We start from the raw sequence: 15,300 nt of genomic DNA, 5'->3' as shown, positions 1-15,300 counted from the left end.
GTTGTCAGTGGTGGGCGGCAAGCTGGAGGTACGCGCCGTGCGGGCGCGCGACCGAGATGCCGACAGGGGAGAGCCGACGATGCCCACCGCCGTACTGACCGACCGTGAGCGCACCGCCGTACAGGCCTATCTGCGCCTGCTGCATACCGTGCGCGCCGCCTTCGACGGCCCACCCGACGGTGGCCGGCCCGCCCTCGTCCCGCCCGCCGTGCTCGCCGAGGCGGACCGGGCCCTCGCGCGGGCGGGACTGTCGGGCAACGAGGAGGAGTTCTTCCGGCTGCTGCGCCACTGGTGCCCGAGCGCCTGAGACCGGCCGGTGCCCGCGGACCCGGGCCCGGCGCTCAGGCGGCGTGCGGCACGACGACCGCCGTGGTCACGACGCCGCGCTGCACGCTCCACCGGCCCTCGAAGCACTGGAGGCGGCTGCCGCCCACCTGAGGGCCGGGGACGAGGAGTTCGGCGCGCAGGGTGCCCCGCCGCCGCTCGCCGGGGTCCGCGCTCAGCTCGATGTCGGCCTCGCCGAAGTCGAGCCACTTTCCGGTGAGGGGGAACCACGCCTTGTAGACGGACTCCTTGGCGCTGAACAGGATCCGGTCCCAGTGGACGTCGGGACGCCGCGCCTGAAGCAGGCGCAGCCGCTCGTTCTCCGCGGGCAGGAAGACGTAGGAGACGACGTCCTGCGGGAGCGGCTCGTCGGGTTCGGCGTCGATGCCGAGGGAGGCCAGGTCGGTGGCGCGGACCAGGGCGGCGGCGCAGTAGCCGTCGCTGTGGGTCATGCTGCCGACCAGGCCGGCCGGCCAGCGCGGGGCCCCGCTCTCGCCGGTCACCACGGGCTGGGCGGGTACTCCGAGCTTCTCCATGGCACGCCGGGCGCAGGCGCGCACGGACGAGAACTCACGGCGGCGCTTGGCCACGGCCCGGGCCATGAGCGCCTCCTCCTCGGGGTAGAGCGGGGCGTCCTGGATCGCGTCGTCACCGTGCAGTTCCACGGCGACGACCGAGTCCGGGAGCAGCTCCTCGATCACCGGATCCGACCTCCATCGGCAGAATACGACGCAGTCTGCCCGGGGGCTCCGGACGCTTGCGCCACTCGCGGGGGTATCCCACGGACACCTCTTCGAAGCGGACGCCGTCGTGCCAGGTGGTCCGCGGGATGTGGAGATGACCGTAGACCATGGTGGCGACGCGGAATCTGCGGTGCCAGTCGGCGGTGAGAGCGGTGCCGCACCACATGGCGAACTCGGGGTGCCACAGGACGTCGGTCGGGTGCCGGTCCAGCGGATAGTGGTTGATCAGGACGGTGGGCAGCTCGGGGGGCAGTTCGGCGAGCCGGCGCTCGGTCTCGGCGACCCGGGCGTGGCACCAGGCCTCGCGGGAGGGGTACGGGTCGGGGTGCAACAGGTACTCGTCGTTGCACACGATGCCGGTGCCGTGCGCGTAGGCGAGGCCCTCCTCCTTGGTGGAGCAGCCGGCCGGCAGGAAGGAGTAGTCGTACAGGAGGAACAGCGGGGCCACGACCACCGGGCCGCCGGGGCCGTGCCACACGGGGTAGGGATCCTCGGGGGTGACCACGCCCAGCTCCCGGCACACATGGATCAGGTGCTCGTAGCGGGAGGCGCCGCGCAGGGTGACGGGGTCCTTGGGGTGGGTCCACAGGTCGTGGTTGCCGGGGACCCACAGGACCTTGCGGAAGTGCGCGGAGAGCGTCTGGAGGGCCCAGCGGACGTCGGCCGCGGTCTCCGCGACGTCTCCGGCCACGATCAGCCAGTCGTCGGGGGTCTCGGGGCGCATCCGCTCGACGAGCGCGCGGTTCTCGGCGTACGCGATGTGCAGGTCGCTGATGGCCAGCAACTGTCCGGCGCCACCGGCCGTCGGTTCCACCCGTCGCCCCTTCCGATCACCCAATGGCAACACGAGAACACATTCACGGTCGCCGAACAAGGGGAAACCCGGACGGCGGGTCGCCTGCCGGTGGGAAATCCGTAACACGCGCGTTGCACGACGAGGCCCTTGAAACCCGTATGATCGCCCCAACACCACCGCCATGAACGTCCCTTTCGACAGGGCGGTTTGGTGTCCCTCCACACCACCCTGCCCGGGCACGGGCCACCGAGTCCTGCCCGCATTCCCCCGAAAGGCGGCCTGCATGCTCTCTGGCGTACGCGTCTGGCTCAACCGCACGTACGCGGAGAACGTGTTCTTCCTGGATCAGCTGCGGAGAAATCCGAGCGATCGGGCGGTCGAGATCCACGCCACGCACGGCGACCCCGACTCCCCCGTGCTGGCCGCCGCCGACACCGCGGACCTGGAGCCCGAGGGCCTGTCCCCGGCCGCGTACGTGGAGTACGCGCTGGACCAGTGCGTGCGGCGTGGCATCGACGTGTTCGTGCCCCGGTTGCACCAGGCGGCGATCGTGGCGCACCGGGCCGACTTCGAGGCGGTCGGTACGGCGCTGCTGGCGCCGACGCCGCAGGCGGTGGCCGTCTTCGAGGACAAGGCCACGGCCTACGAGGCGGTCCGCTCGGTCGGGGTCCCGGTGCCGCCGTGGTGGCGGGTCCGGACGGCCGACGAACTCGTCGCCGCCGTCGAGGAGTTGGAGGCGGCGGGCCACAAGGCGTGCTTCAAGCCCGCGGCCGGCGCCGGCGGCGTGGGCTTCCGGGTGATCACACGCGCCCCCTTCTCGCTCCTCCACCTCAGCGGTTTCCCTGGCCCGTATGTCCAGCTCGACCTGGTCGTCGAGGCGCTCAGGCAGGCCGACCACCCGGTGGACTGGCTGGTGATGCCGCGCCTGGCGGAGCCGGAGGTTTCGGTGGACTGCCTGACCGGCCCGGACAACCGGATCCGGCTGGCCGTGGGCCGCACCAAGAACGGCCGCCGTCGCGGGTTCACCCTGCACGAGCGGTGGCTGGAGCCGGCGCGGCTGATCGCCGAGGGCTTCGGGCTGCACTACCTGTCCAACATCCAGTTCCGGATGTACGAGGACGAGCCGGTGCTGCTCGACGTCAACACGCGGCCCGCCGGAGGCCTGCACCAGCTGTCCCTCTGCGGGGTGAACGCGCCCTGGGCGGCGGTGCAGTTGGCGCTGGGCGAGGACCCGGGGGTCATGGAGCCGCCGTTCCTGGGCCAGGACTACGCGGTGGTGTCGGGGCCGCGGCCGGTGCGGCCGGTGACGCTGCCCTCACAGCGGATCGAGGAGACCGAGGTGCTGCTGCCGGCCGTGCCCGCACCCGCGGACTCCGCGCCGGCCGTGCCCGCGCCCGTGGAGTCGGCACCGACCGGGGCGGCGGCACCGGCGCTGCCTCTGTAGGTCATCGACCGCACGGTCGGGTGGCCGGCCGCGCGGTCGGCCACCGGTATGGACCAATTCCGACGCAGCCCTTGACACCCGGATTGGTCCATACCAACTTGGTTGCGCACCCCCTCCGCACATCCGTGCACTCCCGAACACCCCCATTCCTTCAGGGAGATCGCGTGCGCAACACACTCCGGCGTTCCAGACGCCGTCTCCTCGCCCTGCTCGGCACCGTCGCCCTCGCGTTCGGCGGGGCCCTCGCCCTGCCCGGCACGGCCCAAGCGGCCAACATCCTGACCAACCCCGGCTTCGAGTCGGGCGGCCTCTCCCCCTGGACCTGCACCGGCAACCTCGGCTCGATCGTCTCCTCCCCCGTGCACGGCGGCTCCAAGGCCCTGGCGGGGGCGGTGACTTCGAGCGACAACGCGCAGTGCACCCAGACCGTCGCGGTCCAGCCCAACACCACCTACAGCCTGAGCGGCTGGGTACGCGGCAGCTATGTGTACCTCGGCGTGAACGGCGGCGCCTCGACGTGGACGACCTCCCCGTCGGCGTACAGCCAACTGTCGGTGTCGTTCACCACCGGCGCCTCCCAGACCAGTGCCACCATCTACGTCCACGGCTGGTACGCGCAGGGCACGTACTACGCCGACGACATCAACCTGGACGGCCCGGGCGGTGGCGGGGGCGGCGGCGACACCCAGGCGCCGACCACGCCCACCGGCCTGACCTCCACGGGCAAGACCTCCTCCAGCGTCTCCCTGTCGTGGAACGCCTCGACGGACAACGTCGGGGTGACGGGGTACGACATCTACAGCGGGTCGAACAACGTCATGACCGTCGCCGGTACGTCCGCCACGGTCAGCGGGCTGTCCCCGAGCACGGGTTACACCTTCACGGTCCGGGCGCGCGACGCGGCCGGCAACACCTCCGGGGCCTCCAACTCCGTGAGCGTCACGACGAACGCGGGCGGTGGCGGCGGCACCGGCTTCAAGCAGGCCGCGCCGTATCTGTACGAGGGCTGGGGCGATCCGCCGAGCCCGACCACGGTGATGAGCGCGACGGGCATCAAGTGGTTCACGATGGCGTTCGTGCTGGACTCCGGTGGCTGCACTCCCGCCTGGGACGGCAGCAGGCCGCTGACCGGCGGTGTCGACCAGAGCGCCATCAACCAGATCCGTTCCGCGGGCGGTGACATCGTCCCGTCGTTCGGCGGCTGGCAGGGCAGCAAGCTCGGCGCCAACTGCTCCTCCGCGAGCGCGCTCGCCGGAGCCCTGCAGAGGGTGATCGACGCCTACTCCCTGAAGGCGATCGACATGGACATCGAGAACTCGGACGAGTTCGAGAACGAGGCCGTCCAGGCGAAGATCCTGACCGCCCTGAAGACGGTCAAGGCCAACAACCCCGGCCTGAAGACCATCGTCACCTTCGGCACCTCGACGACCGGCCCGACCTACTACGGCAACCGGCTCATCGAGCAGGCGCAGTCGCTCGGCGCCAACGTCGACGTCTTCACCATCATGCCGTTCGACTTCGGTGGTGGCTCGGACATGTACGGCAACACCGTCAACGCGGCCGAGGGGCTGAAGGCCAAGCTGAAGTCCACCTTCGGCTGGGACGATGCCACCGCCTACTCCCACATCGGCATATCCGGCATGAACGGACTGTCCGACCAGCAGGAGAACACCACCCCGGCGATCTGGACCCAGATCCGCGACTGGGCCAACTCCCACCACATCGCCCGCCTCGCGTTCTGGTCGGCCAACCGTGACCGGCCCTGCCCGGGCGGCGGCGTGGTGAGCAACTGCTCCGGGATCAGCCAGAACAACTGGCAGTTCACCTCGATCACGGCCGGCTTCACCGGCTGACCGGCGCACCGGCACCACCGAGATCCCCCCGGCCTCAGGGCCGGGGGATTTTTTTTCCGCGGAGGGTGTATCAGGAGGCGAACTGGGCGCTCTCCATACCAGGAACGGGGGAACCACGGGGGAACCCGACGGGGGAAGCACCAACCGACGGGGGATGCACCAACGGGGGAACGGGGGATCGGGTCGGCCGGCCGCGGTCACGGGGAGCGACCGGCCGACCCGATGAAATCCCCTAGGAGCGGCCCGCGCCGCGGTACAACTCCAGTTCCCCGTCGAGTTCGACGGCGAGCACCGTGGCGTGCGGGTCGAGATCGGCCCCGGCGAGCGGCTCGATCCACAGCACCCCGGGAGTCTCGTGCAGGCCGCCGGTGACCCGGTGGGCCAGTTCGGTACCGCTGCCGAGCACGGTGACCCGGCGCACCGAACCGAGCAGCCCCCGGACGTTGATCTCGGCGCGCGGGGCGTCGAAGAGCATCAGATACAGCGTGCGGCGGTCCGGGGACAGGGTGCTCGGGCCGTAGTGGTGCCCGGCCGGCAGCCCCCGCACCGTCCCGTACACGGCGTCCGCGTGCCGGCGGATCCAGGCCCCGAGTCCCTCCAGCCGCTCGGCCTGTGCGTCCGGGATGGTGCCGTCCTCGCGCGGGCCGACGCCGAGCAGCAGATTGCCCCCGCCGCCGATCGTCTCCGTGAAGTAACGGATCAGCTGGTCCACCGACTTGTGATGGTGGTCGTGGTGCTGATGACCCCAGGAGTCGTTGACGGTCAGGCACAGCTCCCAGGGCCCCTGGGGCGGTACGACGGGAGCGCCCTGTTCGGGTGTCGCGTAGTTGCCCTCGTCGAGCATCCGGGCGTTGAAGACGACGTCGGGCACCTCGGAGCGGATCAGCGCGGCGAGTTCGGGGATGCGCCACTGCTCCGCGGCGCGCTCCCACTCGCCGTCGAACCACATCAGGTCGGGCCGGTAGCGGCCGGTGAGCTCGCGGATCTGGCCGTCGCGGTAGGCGATGAACCGTTCCCAGGCGGCCGGGTCCTCGAACCCGGCGGCGACCTCCGAGTACCGGTTGTCCTCCAGCTCCGCCGGACGGCCCGGCTTGCGTGTGGAGGCGTAGTCGGGATGGCTCCAGTCGGAGTGCGAGTAGTAGAGGCCGACCTTGAGGCCCCGCTCGCGCAGCGCGTCGGCGTAGCCGGCGATCAGGTCGCGGCCCACGTTCAGGTCGCCGTGCGCGGTGTCCCACAGGGCGACGCCGTCGTGGTGCCGGCTGGTCAGCACGGCGTACCGGGCACCCGCGCGGGCGAACAGGGCCGCCCAGTCGCGGGGTTGGTAGCGGGCGGCCGTGAAGCGGTCCAGCTGGGACATGTACCGGTCGTAGGGCACGAGGTCGTCGTAGAACGACCAGGACTCCTGGACGCCGTCGACGGCGTACACGCCCCAGTGGACGAAGATCCCCAACTTGGCGTCGGTGAACCAGGGTTGCATGGGCACGGGTCAGCTCACCCCGGCGCGCCGCAGACGCAGGGTCAGGATCTGGAAGGGGCGCAGCGTCACGGAGACCGCACCGCCCGCACCGCCCGCGTCGACCTCCGCGTCCCGCAGCGGCCGCTCCAGCAGGTCGGTGACCTGGGCGCCGGCCAGTGGGAAGCCGGTGCGCAGCACGCCCTGGGCCCGGCCGCCGCGGGACTCGTAGAGGCGTACGACGACGTCGCCCGAGCGGTCGTCGGCCAGCTTGACCGCCTCGACGGTCAGGCCCTCGCCGTCGGCGGAGACCACAGGTGCGGGCGCGCCCGCCGCCCGGGCCACCCGCAGTGGCAGGTTCAGCGCGTAGCCCTCGGCGACCGCGTCCGCGATGCTCGCGCCCGGCAGGAGGGAGTAGGTGAAGCGGTGTCGGCCCTGGTCGGCGCCGGGGTCCGGGACCCGCGGGGCGCGCACCAGGCTCAGTCGGACGGTGGTCGTCGTACCGCCGTCCTCGCGGACCGTGCGGGAGACGTCGTGGCCGTACGTCGAGTCGTTGACGACGGCGACGCCGTAGCCGGGCTCGCCGATGTGCACCCAGCGGTGGCCCGAGACCTCGAAACGGGCCGCCTCCCAGCTGGTGTTGGTGTGGGTGGGTCGCTGGACGTGGCCGAACTGGATCTCCGCCGAGGAGTGCGGCGCCCGGAGGTCCACCGGGAACGCCGCCTTGAGGATCTTCTCGGTCTCGTGCCAGTCGATGTCGGTCTCGATGTCGATCCGGGGGCTGCCCGCGCGGACGGTGATCGTCTGGGTGATCCTGGAGCCCTTGCCGAAGGAGCGCTCGACGCGAATGGCGGCGAGGAGCGGGTCCGCCTCGACGACGGTGACGGAGTCGGCGTCCCGCAGGTCGGTGTAGCGGTTCTGGTAGTGCTTGTCGATGTCCCAGGCGTCCCAGTAGTTGGGCAGGTCGGTGTGCAGGCGCAGCAGGTTGCCGCTGTCGGCGAGGACCTCGCGGTTCGCCCGCAGATCGAGGACGGAGGACAGGGTTCCGTCGTCCGCCACCCGCACCCGGACCAGCCCGTTGTCCAGCACCGTCCCGTCGACCGTCACCGGCCGCGGCGGCTCGGCGTGCGCCTGCGGCGCGCTGCCGCCGGCGGGCACCTCGACGTAGACCGGTGCGCCCTCGGCCGTGCGGAGCACCTCGGCGCGGTCGAACGGGCTCGTGTTGAACACCCGCGCCTCGCCGGCTCCGAGCGCGGCGACCGCCTCGGCGGTCAGCTCCTCCAACTCCCCCGCCACCCGGGCGTATTCGGCCTCCGCCTCGCGGTGCACCCAGGCGATCGACGAGCCGGGCAGGATGTCGTGGAACTGGTGCAGCAGGACCGTCTTCCACAACCGGTCGAGCTTGTCGTACGGGTAGCTGTAGCCCGGCGCGTGCAGGGCGGCCGTCGTCGCCCACAACTCCGCTTCGCGCAGGCGGTGTTCGGAGCGCCGGTTGCCCTGCTTGGTGCGGGCCTGGGAGGTGTAGGTGGCGCGGTGCAGCTCCAGGTAGAGCTCGCCGACCCAGACCGGGGCGTCCGGGTACTCCGCGCGCGCCTTGGCGAAGAACGCGTCGGGATGCTCGATCTCGACCTTCGCGGAGCCCTCCAGATCCCTCAACCGCCGGGCCCGCTCCATGATCTCGCGGGTGGGACCGCCGCCGCCGTCGCCCCAGCCGAAGGGGGCCAGGGAGCGCGTCGCGCCGCCCTTCTCCTGGTAGTTGCGCACCGCGCGGGCCATCTCCTCGCCGCTGAAGCGGGCGTTGTAGGTGTCGACCGGCGGGAAGTGCGTGAAGATGCGGGTGCCGTCGATGCCCTCCCACCAGAAGGTGTGGTGCGGGAACTTGTTGGTCTGGTTCCAGGAGATCTTCTGGGTGAGGAACCACTCGTTGCCCGCGAGCCTGGCCAACTGCGGGTAGGCCGCGGTGTAGCCGAAGGAGTCCGGCAGCCAGACGCCCTTGGTCTCGACGCCGAAGTGCTCGATGAAGAAGCGCTTGCCGTGGATCAGCTGACGGGCCAGCGCCTCGCCGCCGGGCAGGTTGCCGTCGGCCTCGACCCACATGCCGCCGACCGGCGCCCACTGGCCCTTCTTGACGGACTCCTGGATGCGGGCCCACACGTGCGGATAGTTGTCGCGCACCCACTCGTACTGCTGGGCCTGCGAGCAGGCGAACACGAACTCCTCGTACTCGTCGGCCAGGGACGTGACGTTGGAGAAGGTGCGGGACGTCTTGCGCTTGGTCTCGCGGATCGGCCACAGCCAGGCGGAGTCGATGTGGGCGTGGCCGACACCGGAGAGGATGTGCGCGCTCGCGTGCGCGGGCTTCGACAGGACCGGTTTCAGGGCGGTGCGCACCCCGGCCGCCGAGCCGGAGATGTCGTCCAGGTCGAGCAGGTCCATGGCCCGGTCGAGGGCGTGCATGATCTCGTGTCGGCGCGGGTCGTGCTCGCCGAGCTCCAGCATCAGCTCGCGCAGCACCTGGAGGTCGAGGTCGAGGTGCCAGACCTCCTCGTCGAGCACGGCGATGTCGGCGCGCCGGAAGGTGTAGAGCGGACGGTCGCCCGCCGTCAGCACGTCGCCCAAGGGCGTCGGGCCCGCGAAGTCGTTGGCGAGGATGTCGGGGTTGGAGGCGGCCTCCACCAGGTAGTGGATCTCCTCGCCGCCGACGGCCGGGTTGGCGATCGGCACGTACTGGTTGAGCGGGTTGACCGCCTTGAGCGGGGTGCCGTCCGTGCGGTGGACGAGGGCCTCGGCCTGGTTGCCGGGCCAGTCCCCCACGAAGCCGAGGTCGATGACGGCCTCGACCCGCCGGCCCGCGAAATCGGCCGGAACCTGTCCGCGCATCCGGAACCAGGTCGTGCCCCAGGGCGGCCCCCAGGGGGTGTCCATCGCGAAGGGTGCGTACGGGGCGGCAGCGGCCTCCGCGAAGGACACCGGCTCCCCGGGAGCCTGCCAGGCCTCCACCTCGAAGGGGACGGTGGCCGCATGGATCGCCGGCTTGACGCGCTGGTGGTGGAGGCGCTCTACGCGCTCCTCGACGCGACGGCGTTCGTCGTGCATGGAAGTCTCCAGGAGGCGGGGTGAAAGCCCTTACGCAAGGTAGGACAGGCCGGGGTGGACGGCGGTGTAGCCCTCGACGAGCCTGCGGGCCACGTTCACGGAGTCGACCAGGGGATGCAGCGCGAAGGCCTTGACGGCCGTCGCGCGGGAACCGGACTCGGCGGCGGCGAGCACCTCGCGCTCGACGGCCTTGACCGCGCACACCAGTCCGGTGGCGTGATCGGGCAGCGGGTCGACGGCGACCGGGTGGGCGCCGTTGGCGTCGACCAGACAGGGGACCTCGACGACGGCGTCCGTGTCCAGGACCGACAGGGTGCCCCGGTTGCGCACGTTCAGGATCAGCGTCGCCCGCTCGTCGCGTGCGATCGCCCGCATCAGCGCCAGCGCGACCTTCTCGTACCCGCCCGAGAGGTCGTCGGCGTCGCGTTCGCCGGCGCCGGCCGTCTGCCGGTTCTCGGACATGTAGGTGGCCTCGCGCTCGGCGCGGGTGCGGTCCCAGAGGTCCAGGGCCGAGACGTCGGCGAGCCGGGCGTTCGCGTAGAAGCGCGCCTGCTGGTCGCGCAGGAAGGCGCCGCGGGTCTTCTCGGCCTGCTGGTAGGCCCGTACGGCTTCCCGGTTGAAGTAGTAGTAGTGCAGGTACTCGTTGGGGATCGCGCCGAGCGAGCGGAGCCAGTCGACGCCGAAGAGCTTGCCCTCCTCGAAGGAGCCGAGCAGGTCGTCGTCGGCGAGCAGGCGCGGGAGCTGGTCGCGCCCGGCGACGCGCAGGCCGCGGACCCAGCCGAGGTGGTTGAGGCCGACGTAGTCGATCCACGCCTCGTTCGGGCGCGCGCCGAGCACGCGGGCGATACGGCGGCCGAGGCCGACCGGCGAGTCGCAGATGCCGATGACCCGGTCGCCGAGGTGGCGGGACATGGCCTCGGTGACCAGGCCCGCGGGGTTGGTGAAGTTGATGACCCAGGCGTCGGGGGCGAGCCGGGCCACGCGCCGGGCGATGTCGACGGCCACGGGGACCGTCCGCAGTCCGTAGGCGATGCCTCCCGCGCCGACCGTCTCCTGGCCGAGGACGCCCTGCGCCAGGGCGACGCGTTCGTCGGCGGCCCGGCCCTCCAGGCCGCCGACGCGGATCGCGGAGAAGACGAAGTCGGCGCCGCGCAGCGCCTCGTCGAGATCGGTGGTGACGGTCACCCGGGGGGCGTCGGCGACGGTCGTCGCCTGTTCGGCCAGGACACGGGCGACCGCGCGCAGTCTGCCGTCGTCCAGGTCGTGCAGGACGACCTCGGTCACCCGTCCCTCGGCGCGGTCCGTCAGCAGTGCGCCGTACACGAGCGGCACCCGGAATCCGCCGCCGCCCAGAATCGTCAGTCTCACGCCTGCACCTTTCCCGCCACGACCACCTCGACGCCGGCTTCCTCCAGACAGGCCCGGGTCGCCGGGTCCACGGGCGCGTTCGTCACCACCACGTCCAGCTCCTCGGGACCGCACACCTTCGCCATACCCGTCCCCGGGAACTTCGCGGCGTCGGCGAGCAGGACGACCCGGTTGCTCGCCTTGATCATGGCGCGCTTGACCGGCACCTCGACGACCGTCGTGTCCATCACCTGCCCGCCGGGCCGCACCCCGCTGGTGCCGAGGAAGAGCCAGTCGGCGTGCAGCTGGCGCAGGTTGTCCTCGGTGAGGAAGCCGACCAGCGAGCGGTACTCGCGGCGGACCATGCCGCCGAGCAGGACGAGCTCGATGCCCTCGTCGTCGGCGAGCTCCTCGTAGACCACCAGGTTGCTGGTGATCACGGTGAGGCGGCGGCCGTGCAGCTGGCGGGCGAGGCGGTAGGCGGTGGTGCCGATGTCGAGCAGCACCGACTGGCCGTCCCGGACCATGCCCGCCGCGCGCACCGCTATGGCGTCCTTCTCGGGTACGCGCACCTCGGCGACCTCGGCGAAGGGCTGGTCGCCCTCGTCCACCACGGCGCCGCCGTGCACCCGGGTGAGCAGCCCGTCCTCCTCCAGTTTGACCAGGTCGCGCCTGATCGTGGCCGGGCTGACGCCCAGCTCCTCGGAGAGGTCGGTCACGGCCGCGGGGCCACCGGAGCGCAGGGCCCGCAGGATGAGTTGATGTCGTCGTTCTGCCAGCACGCCATGAACACTACTCGTCATCTTCAATCAAATCCATGCTCAGTTCTGCTCGGGTATTGACCAATCTCGTCGGGGCGGCGCACGATTCCGGTCACCGAAATGAAGAGTTTTGACGAGCTCTCCCGAGCGAGAGGACGTGCACGTGGACGACGACCGGCCCGACGTGCTGCTGACCGGGCTGCTCTTCTACGACCTCGTCCTCACGGGGCTGGGCAAGCCGCCCACACCGGGCGAGGAGATCTGGACGGCCGGCATGGGCTGCGGGCCAGGCGGCATCGCCAACCTGGCGGTCGCCGCCTCCCGGTTCGGCCTGCGCACCTCGCTGGCCACGGTGTTCGGTGACGACTTCTACGGCGCGTACTGCCGTGACGTCCTCGACGGACAGGAGGGCGTCGGCCTCTCCCTCTCCCGCACCGCCGACGGCTGGCCCACCCCGGTCACCGTCGCCCTGGCCCACGGTCACGACCGGGCGCTCGTCACCCACGGCCAGGAACCTCCCTACTCGCAGGACGCGTTGATGGGCGACCCGCCCGAGGCGCGCACGGCCCTCGTCCACATCGAGGCCGAACCGCGCGAGTGGATCGCCAAGGCGGCCGCGAACGGCACGCACGTCTACGCCGACGTCGGCTGGGACCCCAGCCGGCAGTGGTCCACCGATCTGCTCGACCAACTGGCCCTGTGCCACGCCTTCCTCCCCAACGAGGCCGAGGCGATGGCCTATACGCGCACCGACAGCGCGGTGGCGGCCCTCGGCACGCTCTGCGAGCTCGTCCCGGTGGCCGTGGTCACCCGCGGCGGTGACGGGGCCGTCGCCGTCGACCAGACGACCGGCGAGTACGCGGACGTCCCGGCCCTCGACATCGATGTCCTCGACGCCACGGGCGCCGGCGACGTCTTCGGCGCGAGCTTCGTCGCGGCCTCGCTGGGCGGCTGGCCGCTGGCGGAGCGGCTGCGGTTCGCGGTGCTGGCGGCGGGACTGTCCGTACGGCACCACGGCGGAGCGCTGGCGGCCCCCGGCTGGTACGGCGTGGACCGCTGGTGGCGCGCGCTGACCGACCCCGAGCTCCGGCGGTCGTACGGCTTCCTCGCCGACCGCATCCCCGCGCGGGTGGGCCCGCCCGTGACGTACGCCCCCGTCACCCCTCCCGACCGGCAGCACTGATCCCCGTACGCAAGTCCCGAACAGATCCGAAAGGCGGTGGGAGCTGTGCGGCTCTCACGAAGAGGCCTGCTGCGCGCGGGCCTGGCCGGTTCGGCCGCCACGGCGCTCGGCGGCCTGGCGACCGGCTGCGCCGTTCCGACCGGCTCGACCGGCCGGAACATGGTCCTGTGGTACTGGGACGGCGGTCTCGGCGACACCGTCGTCGACAAGGCCAGGGCCCGCTACGGCAGGTCGGTCGACCTGCGGGCCGTCAAGATCGGCGGCTACTACCGCGCCAAACTGATCACCACGATGACCGGCCGTGCCCACATCCCCGACATCGCGGGTCTCAAGGGCGAGGACATGGCCTCCTACCTGCCCAACGCCGACCAGTTCGTGGACCTCAGGACGCTGGGCGCGGACAAGTACAGGAGCCAGTACCTGCCCTGGAAGTGGGACCAGGGCATCGCCGACGGCGGCACCATGGTGGGCTTCCCCATCGACTGCGGCCCGGTCGCGCACTTCTACCAGTACGACGTCTTCCGCAAGGCCGGACTGCCCCACGAACCGGCCGACGTCTCCCGGGAGTTGAACACCTGGGAGAAGTTCTTCGGGGCCGGCGAGCAGCTCCGCAAGCGGATCCCCGGGACCTACCTGCTCACCGACGTCAACGCCGTCTTCGAGAACGCGGTGCAGCAGGGCGGCAAGCGGTTCGTCGACCGGGACCGCCACTTCATCGGCGACCAGGAACATGTGCGCGCCGCCTGGGCGCTGGCCGTGGAGGCGAAGCGGCGCGGGATCGTCTCGGACCTCGTCACCGGCACCCCGGACCAGCTGTCCGCCATCCAGGACGGCAAGCTGCCCAGCCAGCTCGGCGCCTCCTGGGCCACCAACGACCTCAAGACCGGTGTGCCGAAGACGAAGGGCCGATGGCGGGTGGCGCAGATGCCCGTGCGGCCCTCCAACAACGGCGGCTCGTTCCTGTCGATCACCAAGGCGTGCCGGGAACCGGAGCGGGCCTTCGAGATCATCACCTGGATCCTCGACGCGGCCAACCAGGCCCAGGGCTTCGTCGACGCGGGACTCTTCCCCTCCACCCCCGCCTCCTACGCCTTGAAGCAACTGCGCGAGCCCGACCCGTTCTTCGGCGGTCAGGTCACGATGGACGTCTTCGGACCCGCGGCGCAGAAGATCGCGGTCGCCTACAACAGCCCGTTCGACGTGGCGCTCGGGCAGCCCGTCAAGGACGAGATCAAGAACGTCGGCGTCCTCGGCAAGGACCCGGAGAAGGCCTGGAGGGACGCCATGAGCAAATGCCGGCGCATAGCGGACCACCTGGGGGTGAGCCACTGATGGCCACCGTCCCCGCACTGGAGAAGCCCACCGCCGCCCTGGCGTCGGCGCCCGCCGCGCGCACCCGGCGGGGCTGGCGCAAGTACTGGCACCTCTACGCCGCCATCTCCCCCTTCTACCTCCTCTTCCTCGGCTTCGGCCTGATACCCGTCGGCTTCTCGCTCTACGTCTCGCTGCACCGCTGGGACGGTCTCGGCCCGATGGAGTGGGCGGGCCTGTCCCAGTACCAGTACCTGCTGGGCGACAGCGACTTCTGGAGCTCGGTCGGGAACACCGTCGTGATCTGGGCGCTGGCCACCTTCCCCATGGTCCTGCTGGCGATGGTGACGGCCGTGATGCTCAACTCGGCGGTCCGCTTCAAGAACGTCTACCGTTTCGCCTACTTCCTGCCGAACGTCACCTCGGTGGTGGCCGTCGCGATCATCTTCGGATCGGTGTTCTCCACCAACTTCGGCCTGGTGAACGCCCTGTTGCAGGCCGTCGGCCTGGACCAGGTGGCGTGGCTGAACACACCGTGGGGCATCAAGGTGGCCATCGCGACCCTGATGACCTGGCAGTGGACCGGCTACAACGCGATCATCTTCCTCGCGGGACTGCAGACGATCCCCGGCGAGCTCTACGAGGCGGCCCGGATGGACGGTGCCGGTCCGGGGCAGACCTTCTTCCGGATCACGCTGCCGATGATGCGGCCGGTGCTGCTGTTCGTGCTGGTCGTCTCGACGGTCACCGGTCTGCAGAGCTTCTCCGAACCGCAGGTGCTGCTGCAGACGACCGCCAACGACTCGACGTTCTCCGGCGGGCCCGGCCACGCCGGCCGGACGATGGTCCTCTACTTCTTCCAGCAGACCTTCGACAACAACGACTTCGGCTACGGCGCCGCCGTGGCGTGGGGCATCTTCCTCGTCGTCATCCTCTTCTCGATCGTCAACTGGCGCCTGGTGCAGCGCCGGGGCGAAGACTAGGAAGGC

At 71.1% G+C, this 15,300-nt stretch carries 12 protein-coding genes; 6 read left to right on the top strand and 6 right to left on the bottom strand.

Annotation, left to right across the window (positions count from 1 at the left end; translation table 11 throughout):
* Window positions 1-79: 79 nt before the first annotated feature.
* Entirely contained in the window at window positions 80-307 is a 228-nt protein-coding gene (locus ACWGKT_RS32790; RefSeq protein WP_356147277.1) for a hypothetical protein, read from the top strand.
* A 34-nt stretch (window positions 308-341) separates the two neighbouring features.
* Here ACWGKT_RS32790 and ACWGKT_RS32785 read toward each other — a convergent pair whose 3' ends face one another.
* Both ACWGKT_RS32785 and ACWGKT_RS32780 read right to left on the bottom strand, forming a co-directional pair.
* Complete coding sequence (locus ACWGKT_RS32785) at window positions 342-1,025, bottom strand: 4'-phosphopantetheinyl transferase family protein (protein WP_356147279.1); 684 nt, start codon at window positions 1,023-1,025, stop codon at window positions 342-344.
* Complete coding sequence (locus tag ACWGKT_RS32780) at window positions 973-1,881, bottom strand: metallophosphoesterase family protein (RefSeq protein ID WP_356147281.1); 909 nt, start codon at window positions 1,879-1,881, stop codon at window positions 973-975. Before ACWGKT_RS32780 ends, ACWGKT_RS32785 begins: the two co-directional genes overlap by 53 nt.
* Window positions 1,882-2,146: 265 nt before the next feature.
* Here ACWGKT_RS32780 and ACWGKT_RS32775 point away from each other — a divergent pair, with 265 nt between their 5' ends.
* Together ACWGKT_RS32775 and ACWGKT_RS32770 are read left to right on the top strand one after the other, a co-directional pair.
* A complete protein-coding gene (locus tag ACWGKT_RS32775; protein WP_453276515.1) occupies window positions 2,147-3,307 on the top strand; it encodes an ATP-grasp domain-containing protein in 1,161 nt (386 codons plus the stop codon).
* Window positions 3,308-3,471: 164 nt separating this feature from the next.
* On the top strand, window positions 3,472-5,160 hold the full coding sequence (locus ACWGKT_RS32770) for a carbohydrate binding domain-containing protein (protein WP_453276514.1): 1,689 nt from the start codon (window positions 3,472-3,474) through the stop codon (window positions 5,158-5,160).
* A gap of 232 nt (window positions 5,161-5,392) precedes the next feature.
* Here ACWGKT_RS32770 and ACWGKT_RS32765 read toward each other — a convergent pair whose 3' ends face one another.
* From ACWGKT_RS32765 to ACWGKT_RS32750, 4 genes are read right to left on the bottom strand one after another with little or no spacing between them, the layout of a single operon-like run.
* Window positions 5,393-6,643, bottom strand: a complete 1,251-nt coding sequence (locus tag ACWGKT_RS32765) for an alpha-L-fucosidase (protein WP_453276513.1) — start codon at window positions 6,641-6,643, stop codon at window positions 5,393-5,395.
* A 3-nt stretch (window positions 6,644-6,646) separates the two neighbouring features.
* Complete coding sequence (locus ACWGKT_RS32760) at window positions 6,647-9,709, bottom strand: alpha-mannosidase (RefSeq protein WP_453276512.1); 3,063 nt, start codon at window positions 9,707-9,709, stop codon at window positions 6,647-6,649.
* Between the two features lie 30 nt (window positions 9,710-9,739).
* A complete protein-coding gene (locus tag ACWGKT_RS32755; RefSeq protein WP_453276511.1) occupies window positions 9,740-11,077 on the bottom strand; it encodes a 6-phospho-beta-glucosidase in 1,338 nt (445 codons plus the stop codon).
* Window positions 11,074-11,838, bottom strand: a complete 765-nt coding sequence (locus ACWGKT_RS32750; protein WP_453276510.1) for a DeoR/GlpR family DNA-binding transcription regulator — start codon at window positions 11,836-11,838, stop codon at window positions 11,074-11,076. The genes ACWGKT_RS32755 and ACWGKT_RS32750 overlap by 4 nt, the downstream gene beginning before the upstream one ends.
* A 142-nt stretch (window positions 11,839-11,980) precedes the next feature.
* Between ACWGKT_RS32750 and ACWGKT_RS32745 the strand changes: the two genes are divergently transcribed.
* The 3 genes from ACWGKT_RS32745 to ACWGKT_RS32735 are packed head-to-tail and all read left to right on the top strand — an operon-like array spanning window position 11,981 to window position 15,294.
* The gene (locus tag ACWGKT_RS32745) at window positions 11,981-13,000 is read left to right on the top strand and encodes a carbohydrate kinase family protein (protein ID WP_453276509.1); all 1,020 of its coding nucleotides are present in this window, start codon (window positions 11,981-11,983) and stop codon (window positions 12,998-13,000) included.
* 45 nt (window positions 13,001-13,045) lie between these two features.
* Window positions 13,046-14,332, top strand: a complete 1,287-nt coding sequence (locus tag ACWGKT_RS32740; RefSeq protein WP_453276508.1) for an ABC transporter substrate-binding protein — start codon at window positions 13,046-13,048, stop codon at window positions 14,330-14,332.
* A complete protein-coding gene (locus ACWGKT_RS32735; RefSeq protein WP_453276507.1) occupies window positions 14,332-15,294 on the top strand; it encodes a carbohydrate ABC transporter permease in 963 nt (320 codons plus the stop codon). Before ACWGKT_RS32740 ends, ACWGKT_RS32735 begins: the two co-directional genes overlap by 1 nt.
* The last annotated feature ends 6 nt before the right edge of the window (window positions 15,295-15,300 follow it).

This window comes from Streptomyces sp. NPDC054794 (assembly GCF_053611585.1).
Note: the sequence above shows the minus strand (reverse complement) of the source record. Positions and strands in the feature narration are given on the sequence as shown.